This window comes from Kitasatospora sp. NPDC086791 (assembly GCF_040685975.1).
In the GTDB taxonomy this organism is placed as follows: Bacteria; Actinomycetota; Actinomycetes; order Streptomycetales; family Streptomycetaceae; genus Kitasatospora.
In genome coordinates, this window is the sequence record NZ_JBFBOC010000002.1 from 397,154 (window position 1) to 412,069 (window position 14,916).

Below are 14,916 nucleotides of genomic sequence, written 5' to 3' on the forward strand. Positions count from 1 at the left end.
TGCACCGTAAACAGTCACGCCCATGAAACATCGGGGGCCCGGTGACTGTTCCCGCCGTTTCCGCCGCGTGCGGTCAGTGGATCGGGGAGATCACCGCGGCGGTGCCGTAGGCGCAGACCTCGGTGCCGATGTCCGCCGCCTCCGTCACGTCGAAGCGCATCATCAGGATGGCGTTGGCGCCGCGCGCCCTGGCCTGCTCGACCAGCCGCTGCATCGCCTCGTTGCGGCTCTCGACCAGGGTCTTCGTCAGACCGCGCAGCTCGCCGCCGATCAGGGACTTCAGGCCGGCACCGATCTGGCTGCCTATGTGGCGGCTGCGGACGGTCAGTCCGAAGACTTCGCCGATCACGTGATCGACCCGGAAACCGGGGATGTCATTGGTGGTCACGACCAGGACGTCGGCGTTCGGGCCCTGCCCGCCGCCGTACTCATTGATGTCAGCCATGAGGCCCATCCTGCCCGGGTAATGCGTCCGGGTGACAGAGGCGTGGCCGGGCCGTGGCCGAGAAGGCTTCCGGAAGCTGGTCCGGACCGGTGATCGAGCGGCCGAAAAGCCGTACCGTAGCCCCATGGGCGAGCGAAGCGATCATCCACAGGGGCCGGGCGCGGCGGAGGACTCCGGCGCGCAGGAGATCGAGGCGACGGTGGTGCTGGGCCTGCGGATCACCGACTGGCCGGCCCTGCGCGCGGCCGCGATCAGAGCCGTCGAGGAACTGGATTTCGAGGGCATCGATCCGGCGGGCCAGCGCCGTGAACTGCTGCGCGAGGTCGCCGAGGACGCCAACGCGGCGCTCGGCGCGCTGCTGCACCCGGACCGGCTGGTCGCCGCCATCCCCGGGGTCGAGGCGATCGGCGGCACGCTGGAGATCAGCGTGACCGAGGACTTCGCGCCGGACTTCGCCGAGCTGTTCCCGCTGGAGAGCGAGGAGGAGGACGGCGGCGCGGGCGCGGACTGGACACTCACTCCGCGCACCGCCTGCCTGCTCCACGCGCAGCTGCTCGGCCTGGCCGACGCCGCCTACGACGACCTCGACGAGCACGGGGACGAGGCGGTCGCCGACAGCGAGGACGCCGACTGGACGGTGTTCGCCCGGCTGCCCCAGCGCACCTGGCGGATGCACCGGAGCTGGCGCCGCGCGATGGCCCGGGCCTTCGACGACCTGGCCGACGACCTCGCGCTCGGCGAGTGGCCGCTGCCGCGCTGCCTGGCGGACGAGATCGCGCTGCGGATGGCGCTGGTGGACGCCCGGGCGCTGCTCGGCGCGCAGCCCGAGTCGGTGGCGGACATGATGGGCGACCTCCCGGCCGACCTCTACGACTACGACTGGGAAGGCTGCAACGACGAGCTGTTCGGCGTGTACGGGCCGGACGACGGCGACCCGGAGCTGGGCTCGGAACAGCGGACGGAGATGCTGCTGGCGGCCACCCACCCGGAGGGCTGGTTCCTGATGTACGAGGACGCGGAGGAGCGGGACCCACAGCGCGGCTACCGGCGCTGACCGGGCGTCGGGCGCGTCGGGCGCGTCGGGTACTTCGGGTGCGTCGGGCTGGTCGGTCGGCCGGCCGGACCCCGGGCGGCCGGGACGGGCGGGGCGGTTCGGCGGGTGGGCGGCTAGGCTGCGGGCATGTCCGATGTGTCTGGTATGCACGATGCGTCCCCGGTCGGTTCCGGTCGGGCGGACGAACCCCCGGCCGGTGGGGACGGGCCCGCGCTGGCCCGGAGCGCGCTCGGACTGGACGCCGTGCGGGCGGCGCAGCGCGGACGGACGGCCGAGGCACGGGCCGGTTTCGAGGCGCTCTGGGAGGAGCTGGGGGAGCGGGACGTCTTCCACCGCTGCGTGCTGGCGCACTATCTGGCCGATCTGCAGGAGGACCCGCGGGCCGAGCTGGAGTGGGACCGCCGGGCCCTGGCCGCCGCCGACTCGCTGACGGTCGAGCGTGCCCAGACCTACGAACCGGCCCTCCAGGTGCGTGCCTTCTACCCCTCACTGCACCTCAACCTGGCCTCGGACCACCTCAAGCTCGGTGAGCCCGACCTCGCGCGCGAGCAGTTGGAGCGGGCCGTGCGCAGCCTGGACGCGCTGCCCGCGGACGTCTACAGCGCGGGGATCCGGGCGGCCGTGGACGAGCTGCGGCAGCGGTTGCGCTGAGCCGGGGCGGACGGGGGCGCGCGGAGGCGTGCGGGGCGAACCGTGAGCGTGCGGGGCGAACCGTGAGCGTGCGGGGTGAAGGGGAGCGCGAACGGGGTGGGCCGAGCCGCGTGGGGCTGGACTGGCATGCTGGACGGGTGACTTCTCCGTTCGATGCCCCGGCTCCCGTTCCCCCGTCCTCCTCGCCCGCTGCGCCTGCCCCCGCTGCGCCTTCCCCGGTCGCGCCTTCCCCGGTCGCGCCTTCCCCGGCTGCCGCGGGCTCCGGCGACTTCCCGGCCCCCGAGGGCCGCGACGCGCGGCCGCAGTACGTGCTGCCGCTGCTCGTCCGGCTGGAGCGGGCCACCCCGCCGGGGCGGACGGACGCGCTGGAGACCTCGGCCCGGGCCGTGCTCACGCTGCTGGCCGACCGGCGGGTGACCGAGCCGGACGGCGAGTGGGCCGAGCGGGTCGCGGCCTGGGAGGACGCCCGGATCCGCAAGGTGGTCCGGCGGGCCCGGGGCGGGGAGTGGCGGCGGGCGGGCGAGCTGCCGGGCGTCACGGTGCGGGGGCGGGAGGCGGAGGTGCGGGTGTTCCCGCCGGTTCCGCTGGACGGCTGGCCCAAGGAGCTCGCCAAACTGCAGGTCTCCGGGACGGATCTGGAGGAGACGGCCGAGGTCGGGGCTCCCGAGCCCGGGCTGCCGGTGCTGTGGCTCAACCCGGAGCTGGAGATGAGCGCAGGCAAGACGATGGCACAGACCGGACACGCCGCCCAGCTCGCCTGGTGGCGGCTGGACGAGGCGCAGCGCAAGGAATGGGCGGAGTCCGGCTTCGCGCTGGCGGTCCGGACGGCCACGCCGGCTGCGTGGGAGGACCTCGTCCGCAGCGGCCTGCCGGTGGTCCATGACGCGGGCTTCACCGAGATCGCCCCCGGGCCGACTGTCGCACTCGAAGGAGGCACACGCTACTGCCCCGTCGGGCGCCTACGACGCTCGTGAACGCACCACGCTGCTCCGACCTGACAGCTAGGCCTCGGGCTTTCACGAGGATTTCCTGTCAAGTCCTCCGTGTGGATGGCCCGTTCGTGGGATGGGGCTGTTCCAGCCGGCGAGGAGGTCGAGGGTTTCGGCGTCGCGGCTGCCGGGCGGGACGGCGCACAGGATGAGGTAGAGGCCGTCGTCGGCGGTGAGTCGGGTGGTCTCGTAGGTGCGCCGCCTCGACAGCTGAACCCCGGGGCGCGCAGGACGGTGCGCCACCGGCACCCACCTGAGCGCCTGCTCACCCACCCCCGCCGCCCCGGCCACCGGCCCCACCCGGGAAGGCCCGGCAGGTGCTGGCCCCGTCCTGCTCGCCTACGTCTCCCGCCCCGGCGAGAACTACTCCTACGGCGGACGCACCACCCTGGCCAGCGGGAACACCGAACTCCTCGCCCGCAAGAGGCGCCAACCGCCGAGGCCCTCGTGGAGCCGTTCAAGGAGGCTGTTGAGCTTCGGCCCCCGGACCCGCGCACCGGCCTTTGGTGAGTGTGGAACCCCCCGATCCGGTTGGCCGGGGCCGTGGGAGGTGTACGACGTCATGGGAAGTCGGGCTGCCTCCTCGGTTTGCCGCGACCGGTCGTCCAGGCACCGTCATCACACCCGGAGAACCAATGCCGGGAATCAGGCCGCGACGAGCTCCTGCTCGCGGTCCGGCGTCTTGACCTTGGGCTTCTTGTTCGGCAGCGAGAGCCGGACGACCTTGCGCCACGCGGAGAACACCTGCTTGGGCAGCGGCCCGGTGACGTACTCCAGCTCGTACTTCTCGAACAGCGCGCGCACCTTCACCGCGACCTCGGCGTACCGGTTGCTCGGCAGGTCCGGGAACAGGTGGTGCTCGATCTGGTGCGACAGGTTGCCGGTCATGAAGTGCATGGCCCTGCTGCCGCTGATGTTCGCCGAGCCCATCATCTGGCGCAGGTACCACTGGCCACGCGTCTCGCCCTTGACCGAGTTGCGCTCGAAGACCTTCACGCCCTCGGGGAAGTGCCCGCACATGATCACCGAGTGGGACCAGATGTTGCGGACCAGGTTCGCGGTGAACGTGGCGGCGAGCGTGGTGAGGAACGACGGGCCCGACAGCAGCGGGTGGATCACGTAGTCCTTGAGCACCTGCTTGCGGATCTTGCGGCCCACGGCCTTGGCCCGCGCGCGGAACTCCGGGTCCTTGCGGCGGCGCTTGTGCAGGTTCTTGCCGAGCTCCAGGTCGTACGCCGCGATGCCGTACTCGAAGAAGCAGGCGTTGACGAAGTTCCACAGCGGCTGGCCGAGGTGGAACGGGTGCCACTTCTGGTCCTCGTCGACGCGCATGATGCCGTAGCCGAGGTCGTTGTCCTTGCCGATCACGTTGGTGTACGTGTGGTGCAGCTCGTTGTGCGAGTGCTTCCACTGCTCGGCCGGCGAGACGTGGTCCCACTCCCAGGTGGTGGAGTGGATCTTCGGGTCCCGCATCCAGTCCCACTGGCCGTGCAGGACGTTGTGGCCGATCTCCATGTTGTCCATGATCTTCGCCACGGACAGGCCGGCGGTGCCGAGCAGCCACGCGGGCGGGAAGATCGAGAACAGCAGTACGCCCCTGCTGACCAGCTCGAGCTTGCGCTGCGCCGAGATGACCTTGCGGATGTAGGCGGCGTCCTTCTCGCCGCGGCCGGCGATCACCTCGTCGCGGATCGCGTCCAGCTCGCGGCCGAGCTCCTCGATCTGCTCCGCGGTCAGATGGGCGGTGGGGTCGATAGCGGTCAAGGTGCTTCTACCGTTCGATGTCGCAGGGGCCCGCCGCGGCGGACACGCAGGTCTGGATGAGGACGCCCGGCTCGGCCTCGGTGATCTCGCCGGTGCGCAGGTCGCGGACGGCGCCCGCCTTGAGCGGCGTGACGCAGCCGAAGCAGATGCCCATGCGGCACCCGGAGGGCATGAGCACGCCGGCCTCCTCGCCGACCTCCAGCAACGGCGTGGCGCCGTTCGCGTCGACGGTCTTGCCGGTGGCGCTGAACGTGACCTCGCCGCCGTCGCCGTCCGCGGCCACGACGATGCGGGGGCGGAAGCGTTCGGTGTGCAGGCGATCCTGGACGCCGTGCTCGATCCAGTGCTCTTCTGCGGCGTCGAGCAGGCCCGCGGGCCCGCAAGCCCAGGTCTCGCGCTCGGCCCAGTCCGGCACGAGTTCGCCGAGACGGGCGATGTCGAGCCTGCCGTCCGTGTCGGTGTGCACCTCGGTGAGGCGCAGTTTCTCGTCCGCGACCAGGTCATGCAGTTCGTTGCGGAAGATCACGTCTTGCGGCCGTGGCGCGCAGTGGACCATGACGACGTCGTCGAACGCGGTGTCGCGCAGCATGCCCATCGCGGGCGTGATGCCGCTGCCGGCCGTCAGGTAGAGCACCTTGGTGGGCTTGGCACGCGGCAGCACGAAGTCACCGGTCGGCTGGTCGAGCTGGATCAGCGTGCCCGGTGTCGCCCTGTGGACGAGGTGGTTGCTGACCTTGCCGTCCGGGATCGCCTTCACGGTGATCGTGATGCGGCCGTCCCGGCGGTCTGTCGGTGAGGTGATGGAGTAGGCACGCCACAGGCGCCTCCCGTCGACGTCGACCCCGATCCGTACGTACTGACCGGCCGTGTGGCCGCGCCAGCCCCGTCCCGGCCTGATCACGACGGTCGCGGCGTCACCCGTCTCGGGGTGCACGGCCTCGATGCGCCCGCGCAGGTCGGCGCCCGCGCGCAGCGGGCTGACCAAGTCGAGGTAGTCCGACGGCAGCAGCGGCGTCGTGACCATCTCCAGCAGTTTCCACGCCCTGCTGCGGAGGGCTGCACTCGTCATGACTCCAGCTTGCTGCGCCTCAGGGCGTAAAGTCCTGACCGTAGGACGTAAATCTGGTCGGCTGAATTGTTCGCAGGGAACAAGAACGTGAGCCATGCAATCCGGAGGGCCAGCGAGCTGGTCCTGGACGAGACGACGGTCACCGCGCTTCGGGCCGCGCTGACGGCCACCGCCGACGAGGTCGTCGAGGCGATCATCGACGAGGTCCCTCCCTACGCCAACGCCCTTTCGGGCCGCATGGGTGGCACCATCCGCCGAGCCGTCCGCACCGCCCTGGGGCACTACCTGGACCTCGCGAGCGGGAACGCCACGGGTGGCGACGCCGGTGACGCGGCCTACGAGCTGGGCCGCGGCGAGGTGCGCGACGGCCGTTCGATGGACGCCCTGCTCAGCGCCTACCGCGTCGGCGCCCGCGTGGCCTGGCGATGCCTGGCAGCGGGTGCCGTACCCGCGGGTCTGCCCGCCGCCGAGGTCGCCAAGTTCGCCGAGCTGACCTTCGCCTACATCGACGAGCTCTCCGCCGCGAGCGCCGCGGGCCATGCCGACGAGCTGGCCGCCCGGGGCAGGGCCCACGAGCGCCACCTGGAACACCTGGCCCGCGACCTCCTCGCCGACGCGAGCCCGGACGTGCTGCTGGCCTCTGTTCAACGGGCCGGGTGGCAACCCCCGGTTTCGCTGACCGCGGTCCTGCTGCCCGCCGCCCAGGCCCGGCCCGCCTACCGCACGCTCGACCCGAGCACCCTCGTCCTCGACGATCTGCCCGACGCCACCGGTGTGCTGCTCGTCCCCGATGCCGACCGACCACACCTCTTGCGGCAGCTGACCGACCGCACCGCCGTGGTCGGCCCGGCCCGGCCATGGACTCGTGCGGCCGCCTCGTACGCACGAGCCGTACGCGCGCGCTCCCTCTCCTCCGATATTCGCGACACCGAGGCCCACCTGCCCGAGCTGGTGCTGAGCGCCGACATGGACGCGTTCGCGGACCTGCGTGCCCGGGCCCTCGCACCGTTGCGGACCTTGCCCGTCACGACCGCACGGCGGCTGGAGGAGACGTTGCGGGCGTGGCTCCTGCACCAGGGCAGGCGGGACGAGGTGGCGGCGGCGCTGTTCGTCCATCCTCAGACAGTCCGGTACCGGGTGTCGCAGCTGCGGGAGCTGTTTCCGGATCTCGCATCGCCGCACCGGGTCCTTGAACTGACCCTGGCGGTGGGTCTTCGGGTCGGCTGACGCGCACTTCGACCGTCCACGACTGCGTCCCGAGCGGGCCAGGAGATAGCGATCGCGCGCGTGATCGTCGGCGGGTGGCAGATGTCAGCGAACAGATGACAGATTTCGAAATCTGAAATCTGAAATCTGTCATCTGTTCGCCGTTTGTCGATATGGCCCGGCGAGCGTGCGGCCGGCGGTGGCTCAGGCCGGGTAGGCGTGGGTCTGGGTGGCCTTGACCGAGGCCCAGACCGTCGTCCCGGGGGCCAGTTCCAGCTCCGCGACGGCGGCCGGGGTGAGGTCGGCGGCCATCGGCAGGCTGCCGGCCAGGTCGGCGCGGACCCGGTCGCCGTGCAGGTCCAGGCCGGTGACCTCGGCCTGCCACAGGTTGCGCGCGCTCGACTGCGGGCGCTCCCGGTAGAGCGTCACGGCGGACGGCGGGAAGGCGACGAACGCCGGGCCGTCCAGCTCGTCCACGGTGGCCAGGACGGTGCCGTCCGGGAGCGCGACCCGGGTGCCCTCGGCCCGGCCCTGGTACAGGTTCAGCCCGACCAGGCGGGCGATGTAGTCGGTGCGCGGCCGCCGGGCGACCTCGGCCGGGGTGCCGGACTGCACCTCGCGCCCGTGCTCGATCACCACCAGCCGGTCGGCCAGCACCATCGCGTCCAGCGGGTCGTGCGTGACCAGTACCGCCACCGCCTCGAACTCGGCCAGGTGGCGCCGCAGTTGGGACCGTATGTCGAGGCGGGTGCGGGCGTCCAGGGCGGCCAGCGGCTCGTCCAGCAGGAGCAGCCGGGGGCGGGCGGCGAGCGCCCGGGCCAGCGCCACCCGCTGCGCCTGGCCGCCGGAGAGCCGGCCGGGGCGGACCGCGGCGTGGTCGGCCAGGCCCATCCGCTCCAGCCAGGCGGCGGCCTCGGCCCGGGCGGCGCGCTTGGGGAGGCCCTGGCAGCGCGGGCCGAAGGCGATGTTGTCGAGGGCGCTGAGGTGCGGGAACAGCAGGTAGTCCTGGAACACCACGCCGACCGGCCGCTCCTCGGCGGGGGTGTGCACGCGCGCGGCCGGGTCCTCCAGGGCGCGGCCGTCCAGACGCAGGTGGCCGTCGGTGAGCGGGAGCAGGCCGGCGAGGGCGCGCAGCGCGGTGGACTTGCCGGCGCCGTTCGGGCCGAGCAGCGCGACCACCTCGCCGGGGGCGGCGGTGAGGGCGAGGTCGAGGGTGAACGCGGGGCGGTCGACCCGCAGCCGGGCGTCGAGGGCGGCGGTGCTCGGGAGGGGTTCGGTGCTCATCGGGTCGGCATCCAGGCGTTCGAAGGGGTGTCCGAGGCGACGCGGGCGGGCGCGGACGGGCTCACGGCGGGCGTGGGCGCCGTCGTGGGCGGCGCCGCGGCAGGGCGCGTCACGGGGCCGACAGCCAGCGGTCGCGCAGGCCGACCAGGACGGCGACGGAGACCACCAGCAGCACCAGGGAGAGTGCGATCGCGGCCTGCGGGTCGGACTCCATGGCCAGGTAGACGGCCAGCGGCATGGTCTGGGTGCGGCCGGGGAAGTTGCCCGCGAAGGTGATCGTCGCACCGAACTCGCCCAGCGCCCGGGCCCAGGCCAGGACGGCCCCGGCGGCGATCCCCGGTGCGATCAGCGGCAGGGTGACCCGCCGGAACGCGGTCAGCCGGGAGGCACCGAGGGTCGCGGCGGCCTCCTCGTAACGGGGGTCGGCGGCGCGCAGCGCGCCCTCGACGCTGATCACCAGGAACGGCATCGCCACGAAGGTCTCGGCGATCACGACCCCGGTGGTGGTGAAGGGCAGCGTGAGGCCGAAGGCCGAGTCCAGCCAGGAGCCGACGATCCCGCGCCGTCCGAGTACCAGCAGCAGCGCCACGCCGCCGACCACCGGGGGCAGCACCAGCGGCAGGGTGACCAGTGCCCGGATCACCCGTCGGCCCGGCAGCTCGGTGCGCGCCAGCAGCCAGGCCAGCGGGACCCCGAGGACCAGGGACACGGCGGTGGCCGCGGTCGCGCTGATCAGCGACAGGCGCAGCGCGTCCCAGACGGCGGTGCCGGCGAGCTGCTCGGACAGGTCGCTCCACGGCGCCCGGACCAGCAGGCCGACCACCGGGAGGACCAGGAACGCCAGCCCGAGCAGCGCCGGGAGCAGCAGGGTGACCGGGACGCTGGTGGTACCCGTCGTCCTGTGCCGGCGTCGGCGGCGCGGCAGGGCCTGCGCCGTTCCTGCCGCGCCGCCGACCGTCGGGCCGCCGACCGTCGGGTTCGGGCGGTTCAGATCCGGGTGGTTCCCGGCGGAGCCGGTGGTGCGGTCGCTCACGGTGCCTGGAAGCCCGCCGCGGTCAGCACCTGCGTGGCCTCGGGCGACTGGACGTACGCGACGAACGCGGCGGCGCCGTCCTTGTTCGGCGCCTTGGCGAGCGCGGTGATCGGGTAGTCGTTCACGGCCTTGGCGGCCTCGGGGAAGTCCACGCCGTCGATCTTCGCAGCATCGGCCTGCACATCGGTCCTGTACACCAGTGAGGCGTCGACCTCGCCGAGTTCGACCTTGGTGAGCGCGCCCTTGACGTCCTGCTCCAGGGTGACCGGGGTGAGGTCGAGCCCGGCGGCCTTGAGCGCGGTCTGCGCGGCGGCGCCGCAGGGCACCTCCTTTGCGCAGAGCGCGACCTTCACGCCGGAGGCGGTGAGGTCCTTGAGGCCCGCGACGTGCCTGGGGTTGCCCTTGGGGACGGCGATGGTGAGCGTGTTCTTGACGAAGGTCGCCGGCTGACCGCTCGCGCCGCCCGCGTCGGACACGGTCTTCATGGTGGCCGGGCTGGCGGCGGCGAACACGTCGGCCGGGGCGCCGGAGTTGATGCTGGTCGCGAGGCTGGAGCTGCCGCCGAAGTTGAAGGTGACCTTGCTGCCCGGGTTGGCGGTCTCGAACCTCTTGCCGAGCTCGGTGAAGCTCTCCTTGAGCGAGGCGGCGGCGAACACGGTGATGGCGCCGCTCGCCTTCGGCACGCCACTGCCCGTAGCGGCGGCGTTCGAGGTGGCGGCGTTCGCGGCGTCCGATGCCGTGGCGCCGGCGGACTTGCCGCTGTCGCTGCCACAGGCGGTGACCCCGAGGCTCAGGGCGAGGGTCGCTGCGGCGGCGACGGCGACTCTGCGGGTGGTGCCGGTGGTGCGGGTGCTCATCGGTGCTTCCCCTCCGGGTGCGCGCCGGGAGGGGCGCGAGGGACCGGCCGCAACTGCGGCCATGACGGCGATCATAGTGCCGCAAATGCGAGCGATAAATCCCCTGTCGCTTTGCACAGCCGTTGGCGGGCGGTGGTCTCGGGGCTGCTGTGGGATGGCCCGAACGGGTGCGGTGGGGCAGCCGTCGAGGGCCGTGGGGGCGGCCGTCGAGGGCGGTGGGGCGCCGGGGTGACGTGGGAGGACGTGCCGAAAATGCGTCGCGCCGAGGGCGGCCGAGGGGCCAGAGTGGTCGCCGTCCGTACACACGGACATCCGTACGTGTATCTGTACACATATGCCCGGACGTATCCGTGCGCGCACATCGGTGCCCGCACGCATCCGGGTACGCGGCCGGGCGGTGGAAGTGTGCCGCCCCGGTCGAGCCGAGGGAAGGAGTCCGCCCATGTCCACGCTGCGCGTCACCGCCGAGAAGCTGACCATCCTGGAGCACCCGAATGCCGATGCGCTGGAGCTCGCACAGGTCGGCCTCTACCGGGCGGTGGTCGCGAAGGGCGTGTACCGGACCGGCGACTTCGCTGTCTACATCCCCGAACAGTCCGTCCTGCCCGATGAGTTGATCGCGGAGCTGGGCCTGATCGGCAAACTGGCCGGCTCGTCGGCGAACCGGGTGAAGGCGGTACGGCTGCGCGGCGAGCTGTCCCAGGGCATCGTCTGCCGGCCCGCCGCGCTCGCCGATACCGACCTGGGCGCGGCGGCCGAGCAGGGCGCGGACTTCGCCGAACTGCTCGGCGTGGTCAAGTGGCAGCCCCCGGTACCGACGTCGATGAGCGGTGACGTGCTCAGCGCCCCGGACCTGCTGCCCTGGGTGGACATCGAGAACCTCAAGCGCTATCCCGACGTCTTCGAGCCCGGCGAGCCGGTGGTGCTGACCGAGAAGCTGCACGGCAGTTGCTGCCTGGTCACGTACACCGCCGGGACGGGCGAGGTGCAGGTGTCGTCCAAGGGGATCGGCGCGCAGGGGCTGTCACTCGCCGAGGACGAGCGCAACGTCTACTGGCGGGCGGTGCGCGCGTACGACATCCCGGCGGTGGCGGCCCGACTGGCGGAGCGGCTCGGTGCCGAGCGGGTCGGCATCTTCGGTGAGGTCTTCGGCGAGGGCGTGCAGGACCTGAGCTACGGGGTCTCCGCGCGCACCGAGCGGCCCGGGTTCGCGGCGTTCGACGTCTCGGCCGTGGTGGACGGGCAGCTGACCTGGCTGTCCGCGCCCGAACTGCTGGACGGCGAGCTGCCGTTGGTGCCCGAGCTGTGGCGCGGGCCGTTCGACCCGGAAACCGTGCTGGGGCACGCGCAGGGCCGGGAGACCTTCTCCGGGCGCCGGCTCCACCTGCGCGAGGGCGTCGTGGTGCGGCCGGTGGCCGAGCGCTGGAGCCCGGTGACCGGCGGGCGGGCGATCGCCAAGGTGGTCAGTGACGCCTACCTGACGCGCAAGGGCGGCACCGAGTACGAGTAGGCCCGTGCGCACGGGTGGCCCTTGCGCCTGGGTGTCCTGTGCAGGCCCCTGCACACGGGTGACCCGTGCGCGGGCGGTGCCCGCACCTTCCCGCACGGGCTACCCGTCAGTACAGTCGGCGGTGGGCATTCCTTTGCAGAAGGAGTCGCACATGGCCACCGAAACCGCCGTTCCCGGACCGGCCGGAAACCCGCTGGTCGGGTCGCTGTTCGACCTCACCCGCCGTCCGCTGCGCACCTACCTCGCCGCCCGCCGCGACCACGGGGACGTGGTGCGGCTCCAGGCCGGCCCACCCGGGCTGCGGGCCGAGTTCTACGCGGTGTTCTCCCCGGACGGTGTCCAGCAGGTGCTGGCCGGCGAGGCGGCCAACTTCCGCAAGGAGAGCGCCTTCTACGACGAGCTGCGGACCAGCGTCGGCAACGGGCTGCTGACCAGCCAGGACGGCGACTACCAGCGTCAACGACGGCTGGTCCAGCCGTTGTTCACCCGCCGCCGGGTGGACGGCTACGCGGGCGCGGTCGCGCGGGAGGCGGAGTCGCTCGCCGAGCGCTGGCGGGCGGCACCGGGCGGGGTGGTCGACGCGGCGGAGGAGATGTCCCGGTTCGCGATGCGGACGGTCGCGCGGATCCTCTTCGGCGCCGACGTGGAGGAGACGGTGGCCGTGGTGCACCGCAACTTCCCGGTGCTCGGGGAGTACGTCAAGGAGCGCGGCTTCGCCCCGGTCCGCGTCCCGCGCACCTGGCCGACCCCGGGCAACCGGCGCGGCCTCGAAGCCCAGCGGGCGCTGTACGAGGTCTGCGACCGGATCATCGCCGAGCGGGCCGCGCGCGGAGGCGGCGAGGCGGACGCGGACGACCTGCTCACGCTGCTCGGACGGGCGCGCGGCGAGGACGGGGAGCGGCTGGACCCGGCCGAACTCCGGGACCAGGTCCTGGTGTTCCTGATCGCCGGGCACGAGACCACGGCCACCTCGCTGGCCTTCGCGCTGCACCTGCTGGCCAAGCACCCCGGGCACCGGAAGCTCGCCCGGGAGGAGGCGCGGACCGTGCTGGCCGGACGGTCGCCGACGGCGGCGGACCTGGAGGCGCTGCCCTACACCACCCGGGTGCTGAAGGAGGCGATGCGGCTCTATCCGGCGGCGTCGCTGGTCGGCCGGCGGGCGGTCGAGGGGACCGTCATCGGCGGGTACGCCATCCCGGCCGGGGCGCAGGTCGTCGTCGCGCCGCTGGTCACCCACCGGCACCCCGATCACTGGGTGGATCCGGAGTGCTTCGACCCGGACCGCTTCCTGCCGGAGGAGGAGAAGAGCCGGCACCGCTACGCCTGGTTCCCGTTCGGCGGCGGGCCGCGCGCGTGCATCGGGCAGCACTTCTCGATGCTGGAGTCGGTGCTGACCCTGGGGCTGCTGCTGCGGGACTTCGAGGTGGAGGCGGTGGACCGGCGGGTGGCGCTCGCCCAGGGGATCACGCTGCGGGCGGCGAGTCCGATGCGGATCCGGGTGACGGCCGGAGGCTGACGCGGACGGGGGCGCGGTGGCGGTCGGCGGTGGTCGTCGGGTGGCGCTCGGCGGACAGATGACAACCTTCGGATTTCAGCTTTCAGACTTCAGAATTCAAACTCTGTCATCTGTTCGCTGTCCGTTGTTCGCCGCCCGTTGTCCCACCGATCGCCGTCCGCTGTCCGGGCAGACGACCGGGTTATTCGAACACATCGCCCGCCGCTCGCGGGCAGCTTTTCAGATCTTCGGGTGGCCGTTTCCGGCCTCTCGATAGCGTCCCACGCACCCCAGGTCGAAGGCGCACGTGCGGCTGGCATATGACGAGACCCGGTCCCCGCGGACCTGACGGCCCCTCGCCGCCGGTCGCACGGAGTCCGCCCGACCCGGGGAGCCCGGGCGCACCGCGTACCGCCCCGGGCCCGACCGGTCGACCGGAGGTCCCATGGGCACTCTCAACCACCTCAGCCTCGGCTGGCTGAGCCCCGCCCTGTCGTACCTGATGGCCTGCGCCGGCGCCGCCCTCGGGCTGCGCTGCACGCTGCGCGGTCTGGCCGCGAGCGGTGCCGCCCGGCGGAACTGGCTGGTCACGGCGGCCGCCGCGATCGGCTCCGGGATCTGGACCATGCACTTCGTCGCCATGTTCGGCTTCACCGTCGACGGCACCGAGCTGCGCTACGACGTCCCGCTGACCGTCCTCAGCCTCGCGGTCGCGGTGCTGGTCACCGGTCTCGGCCTGACCGTCGTCTGCTACGGCGGGCACCGCGGCCTCCCCCTGCTGGCCGGCGGCGTCACCACCGGCCTCGGTGTCGCCGCGATGCACTACCTGGGCATGGCCGCCGTACGGATGCACGCCGGTCTGCGCTACGACGCCGGGACGGTCGCCCTGTCCGTACTGGTCGCGGTCGGCGCCGCCACCGCCGCGCTCTGGGCCGCCGTCACCGTCCGCAACGGCTACGCGGCCGGGGCCGCCGCGCTGGCCATGGGCCTGGCCGTCAGCTGCATGCACTACACGGGCATGGCCGCCGTGCACGTCCGGCTGGAGCCGATCCGGACCGCCCTCGGCGGGGCCAGCGCGGTGGAGTTCGTCTTCCCGCTGGCCGTCGGCCTCGGCTCGTCCCTGTTCCTCGCCTCGGCCTTCGTCGCGCTCTCGCCGACCGCGCAGGAACGGGCCGGCTACCGGGAGGCGGGCGAACTGGGCATCGAGGAGCTCCCCGCCGCGGTCGCACGCCCGGAGCCCGGACCGCAGGAGATCGCCTTCCCCGGCGTCGGAGCCGCGGACGGACCCGTGTACGGACTCGGGGACGGGTCCGGAGCCGGGCCCGGAGTCGGCGCCGAGCGCCACGACCCGGAGCGGCACGACCGCGTGGCCTGAGCGACAGGACCTACTCCGCCGCCTCCGCTCGCTCTGCTGCCTCCGTCGCGTCGGCCTCCGCCCTCGTTCCTGCCCGAAAGGCTCCTCACCCATGCGAGATGACCGCGGTGCCGCCCCCGGTACCCGCCGCGGTGCCCACACCGGGCCGCTCGCCCGCCCGCCCCACCCAGGCCCCCGGCCGCGT

Annotated in this window: 13 protein-coding genes; 7 read left to right on the forward strand and 6 right to left on the reverse strand. The window is 72.8% G+C overall.

Annotated features, from left to right (window positions below; translation table 11 throughout):
• Window positions 1-73 precede the first annotated feature (73 nt).
• Window positions 74-445, reverse strand: coding sequence for a YbjQ family protein (locus tag AB0Q99_RS05705; protein WP_363568810.1), 372 nt, complete (start codon window positions 443-445; stop codon window positions 74-76).
• A gap of 124 nt (window positions 446-569) precedes the next feature.
• On the opposite strand from AB0Q99_RS05705, the gene AB0Q99_RS05710 reads away from it, so the two are divergent.
• The 3 genes from AB0Q99_RS05710 (at window position 570) to AB0Q99_RS05720 (ending at window position 3,124) form a co-directional block, all read left to right on the forward strand.
• Complete coding sequence (locus tag AB0Q99_RS05710) at window positions 570-1,499, forward strand: hypothetical protein (RefSeq protein ID WP_363568812.1); 930 nt, start codon at window positions 570-572, stop codon at window positions 1,497-1,499.
• Window positions 1,500-1,643: 144 nt separating this feature from the next.
• On the forward strand, window positions 1,644-2,150 hold the full coding sequence (locus AB0Q99_RS05715) for a hypothetical protein (RefSeq protein WP_363568814.1): 507 nt from the start codon (window positions 1,644-1,646) through the stop codon (window positions 2,148-2,150).
• A 137-nt stretch (window positions 2,151-2,287) separates the two neighbouring features.
• Window positions 2,288-3,124 carry a peptidyl-tRNA hydrolase gene (locus AB0Q99_RS05720; protein ID WP_363568815.1) on the forward strand — a complete coding sequence of 279 codons (837 nt, stop codon included), beginning with the start codon at window positions 2,288-2,290 and terminating at the stop codon, window positions 3,122-3,124.
• 660 nt (window positions 3,125-3,784) lie between these two features.
• On the opposite strand, the gene AB0Q99_RS05725 is transcribed toward AB0Q99_RS05720, so the two are convergent.
• On the reverse strand, window positions 3,785-4,903 hold the full coding sequence (locus AB0Q99_RS05725; RefSeq protein WP_363568817.1) for an acyl-CoA desaturase: 1,119 nt from the start codon (window positions 4,901-4,903) through the stop codon (window positions 3,785-3,787).
• Between the two features lie 7 nt (window positions 4,904-4,910).
• The gene (locus AB0Q99_RS05730) at window positions 4,911-5,972 is read right to left on the reverse strand and encodes a ferredoxin reductase (RefSeq protein WP_363568819.1); all 1,062 of its coding nucleotides are present in this window, start codon (window positions 5,970-5,972) and stop codon (window positions 4,911-4,913) included.
• Between the two features lie 87 nt (window positions 5,973-6,059).
• Between AB0Q99_RS05730 and AB0Q99_RS05735 the strand changes: the two genes are divergently transcribed.
• Window positions 6,060-7,199, forward strand: a complete 1,140-nt coding sequence (locus tag AB0Q99_RS05735; RefSeq protein ID WP_363568821.1) for a helix-turn-helix domain-containing protein — start codon at window positions 6,060-6,062, stop codon at window positions 7,197-7,199.
• Window positions 7,200-7,382: 183 nt separating this feature from the next.
• Here AB0Q99_RS05735 and AB0Q99_RS05740 read toward each other — a convergent pair whose 3' ends face one another.
• From AB0Q99_RS05740 to modA, 3 genes are all read right to left on the reverse strand, one after another.
• The gene (locus AB0Q99_RS05740) at window positions 7,383-8,462 is read right to left on the reverse strand and encodes an ABC transporter ATP-binding protein (protein ID WP_363568823.1); all 1,080 of its coding nucleotides are present in this window, start codon (window positions 8,460-8,462) and stop codon (window positions 7,383-7,385) included.
• A gap of 109 nt (window positions 8,463-8,571) precedes the next feature.
• Window positions 8,572-9,387, reverse strand: a complete 816-nt coding sequence (locus AB0Q99_RS05745; RefSeq protein WP_363569263.1) for an ABC transporter permease — start codon at window positions 9,385-9,387, stop codon at window positions 8,572-8,574.
• A 104-nt stretch (window positions 9,388-9,491) separates the two neighbouring features.
• Window positions 9,492-10,352: a molybdate ABC transporter substrate-binding protein gene (gene modA, locus AB0Q99_RS05750; RefSeq protein WP_363568825.1), complete on the reverse strand. Its 861-nt coding sequence runs from the start codon at window positions 10,350-10,352 to the stop codon at window positions 9,492-9,494.
• Window positions 10,353-10,794: 442 nt separating this feature from the next.
• On the opposite strand from modA, the gene AB0Q99_RS05755 reads away from it, so the two are divergent.
• From AB0Q99_RS05755 to AB0Q99_RS05765, 3 genes are all read left to right on the forward strand, one after another.
• Window positions 10,795-11,862 carry an RNA ligase (ATP) gene (locus AB0Q99_RS05755; protein WP_363568827.1) on the forward strand — a complete coding sequence of 356 codons (1,068 nt, stop codon included), beginning with the start codon at window positions 10,795-10,797 and terminating at the stop codon, window positions 11,860-11,862.
• A gap of 151 nt (window positions 11,863-12,013) precedes the next feature.
• A complete protein-coding gene (locus AB0Q99_RS05760) occupies window positions 12,014-13,378 on the forward strand; it encodes a cytochrome P450 (protein ID WP_363568829.1) in 1,365 nt (454 codons plus the stop codon).
• A gap of 424 nt (window positions 13,379-13,802) precedes the next feature.
• Window positions 13,803-14,732, forward strand: a complete 930-nt coding sequence (locus AB0Q99_RS05765) for an MHYT domain-containing protein (protein WP_363568831.1) — start codon at window positions 13,803-13,805, stop codon at window positions 14,730-14,732.
• The last annotated feature ends 184 nt before the right edge of the window (window positions 14,733-14,916 follow it).